2 protein-coding genes and 1 pseudogene are annotated in these 2,550 nt (G+C 75.1%); 2 read left to right on the top strand and 1 reads right to left on the bottom strand.

Annotated features, from left to right (window positions below; genetic code table 11):
• A pseudogene (locus JNW91_RS30980) lies at nucleotides 1-477 on the top strand (hypothetical protein); the annotation flags it as partial.
• Between the two features lie 43 nt (nucleotides 478-520).
• On the opposite strand, the gene JNW91_RS30975 reads toward JNW91_RS30980, so the two are convergent.
• The gene (locus JNW91_RS30975; protein WP_203179001.1) at nucleotides 521-1,366 is read right to left on the bottom strand and encodes a class I SAM-dependent methyltransferase; all 846 of its coding nucleotides are present in this window, start codon (nucleotides 1,364-1,366) and stop codon (nucleotides 521-523) included.
• A 121-nt stretch (nucleotides 1,367-1,487) separates the two neighbouring features.
• Between JNW91_RS30975 and JNW91_RS30970 the strand changes: the two genes are divergently transcribed.
• Nucleotides 1,488-2,550 (top strand): BTAD domain-containing putative transcriptional regulator (locus tag JNW91_RS30970; protein ID WP_203179000.1); only part of this gene is annotated, 1,063 nt, incomplete at its 3' end.

The raw sequence follows: 2,550 nt of genomic DNA, 5'->3' as shown, positions 1-2,550 counted from the left end.
GGCTGCCTGCTCCCCCGCCCCGCCGGCGGGTACGCGTTCGCCGCTCCCGCGCTGCGTCAGGTCGCCGCCGAGCGGTTGCCCCGCGCGCTGCGGGTCGTCTTCACCCGCCGGGCCGCCAACGCCCCGCGCCTCGGCGCCGTGTTCGCGACGCCGACACCGACGCGGCCGGCCGACTCCACTGACCCGGCGCCGTTACGTCGGCGCATTCCCACACCGACGATGGCCACCGGAGCGACCGCGCAGACGCCCGAGATCAATCGTCCACCCGGCTCCCGTCGGCTCCGCACCGTCGCCTCGGCGGGCGACGTACCGCCGAGCGGGGCCGCGACGGCGTCCGTGTCGGCGAACAATGTGGGCGGTCGCTGGCTCTCGGGCGGCAGCCGAACCCCGACCCGCGCGGTGCCCGGGCAGTCAGCCGGACAACGGGCGCTCACCGGCGCCGACGCTCCGCCGGGCGGCCTGCGCGCCGTCGCGTGAAGGACACGCACGGGGCGTTCGGTGATCACCTGATGCGCAGAAGTCACAACGACGCCGGGTGCGCCCGGCCGCTCCACGGCACGGACGCCGAGGCCAGCAGCGCCGCGGTGGGCAGCGCGAGCAGGCCGTCCGCGTCACGGTAGGCGGCGGTCAACTCGTCGTACGCGACACGAATGCGGGTGATCATGTCCGGCGACTGGGCCTCCATCAGCAGTCCCGGCCTGCTGAGGCCGTTGGCGGGGCCACTCCACCACGCCTCGGGGTCGGTGCGGTGCACCCAGGTGATCGTGTCGCAGCGCACGTCGGTGAGCCCGGCGACGTCGAGCAGACGGGTCAGGCCGTCGGGAGTACGGGGGTGGTCCTTGTCCGCGTCCACCCCCGGCACGGCGCTCGGACGTTCGACCCCGGCAGCATCGAAGATCTCACCCCAGAGACGCTGCGCCTGCGGCGGCGGGTCCGGCCAGGTCGTCACGGCGATCCGGCCAGCCGGCCGAACGACGCGTCGAAGCTCGCCGATCGCGGCCGCCGGGTCGCCCACGTGGTTGATCACGAAGTTCGCCACCGCCGCGTCGAAGTGCCCGGCGTCGAACGGGAGGTGCGGCAGAGCCGCGAGGCGGACCTCTTCGGCGGACGGGAGCCGGTGGCGGGCCATCTCCACCATGCTGGGTTCGGCGTCGACGGCGACGACGGTGGCACCGCGAGCGCACGCCAACCCGGCCACGGTCCCGGGACCGGTGCCGGCGTCGAGCATTCGCGTGCCGGCACCGACGTTGGCGGCGTCCAACAACAACGGCGCCGGCCGGGCGCACAGTGCGGCGAGGCTGCCGTCGTACGCGGCCGCGCGCCCGGCCCAGCGCGACCGCTCATGATCATCGAAGGCTGTCGTCATGGCCACCCTCCTCACGTAGATCCCGACGTGGCGCCACCGTATCGGACGAGAGGTCTCGTCCGCGGGGAACGGAAAGCCGCCCACGCGCGTGACTAGGATTGACACAGTCATGCTGCTACGGGTGCTCGGGCCGCTAGAGGTCGAGGTCGACACAGGCGGACCGGTCGAGCTCGGCGGCCCCCGCCAACGCGCCGTACTCGCGCTCCTCCTGGCGGCCCGAGGCGAGGTCGTCTCCACCGGTCGGATGATCGAGGAGCTGTGGCGGGGTGACGCGCCACCCCGGGCGATCGTCTCCCTCCAGGCGTACGTCTCGCACCTGCGCCGCGTGCTGGAGCCGGCCCGCGAGCGCCGCGCGCCGGCGCGGGTCCTGGTCACCGTTCCGCCCGGCTACGCCATCAGGGTGCCCGCCGACGCCGTGGACGCCGGTCGGTTCGAGACGCTGCTCGCCGAGGCGCGCACGGTCAGCTCGGCTGATCCGGGGCGCGCGCGCCTGCTGCTGCGCACCGGCCTCGACCTGTGGCGCGGTCCCGCGTACGCCGAATTCGCCGCGGAGCCGTGGGCGCAGGCGGAGGTGATGCGGCTGGAGGAGCTGCGTCTCGCCGCCCGGGAGCTGCTGCTCGACGTGACCGTGCGCTGCGGCGACGCGGCCGAGGCGGTGCCGGAGGCGGAGGCGCTGACCCGGCAGGCGCCGTTGCGGGAGGAAAGTTGGCGACTGCTGGCGTTGGCGTTGTGGCGTACCGGTCGGCAGGGCGACGCGCTCGCGGCGTTGCGGCGGGCCCGGGCGACCCTGGCGGATCAGCTCGGCCTGGACCCGGGCCCGGCGTTGGTCGAGGTGGAATCCGCGATCCTGGGCCAGCGTCTCGACCTGCTCCCACCGGTGACCGCGACGGCGCCGCGCGTCGACGCCGAGCGACCGGTGTCGGAGGAGGTGTTCGTCGGGCGGGAGGCCGAGCTGGCGGCTCTCGGGCAGGCAGCCGCCGAGGCGGTGGGGAGCGGTCCGCGGATCGCGGTGCTCGGCGGGGAGGCCGGCGCCGGCAAGACGAGCCTGCTCGGTCGGTTCCAGGACGAGCTCACCGGCCGCGGCTGGCTGGTCACCGTCGGCCGCTGTCCCGAGGTCGAGGGCGCACCGCCGGCCTGGGCGTGGGTCGAGGCACTGCGGCAGCTCGCCGTGGAGGCACCGCCGG

The organism is Micromonospora parastrephiae (assembly GCF_016802865.1).
Lineage (GTDB): Bacteria > Actinomycetota > Actinomycetes > Mycobacteriales > Micromonosporaceae > Micromonospora > Micromonospora parastrephiae.
Note: the sequence above shows the minus strand (reverse complement) of the source record. Positions and strands in the feature narration are given on the sequence as shown.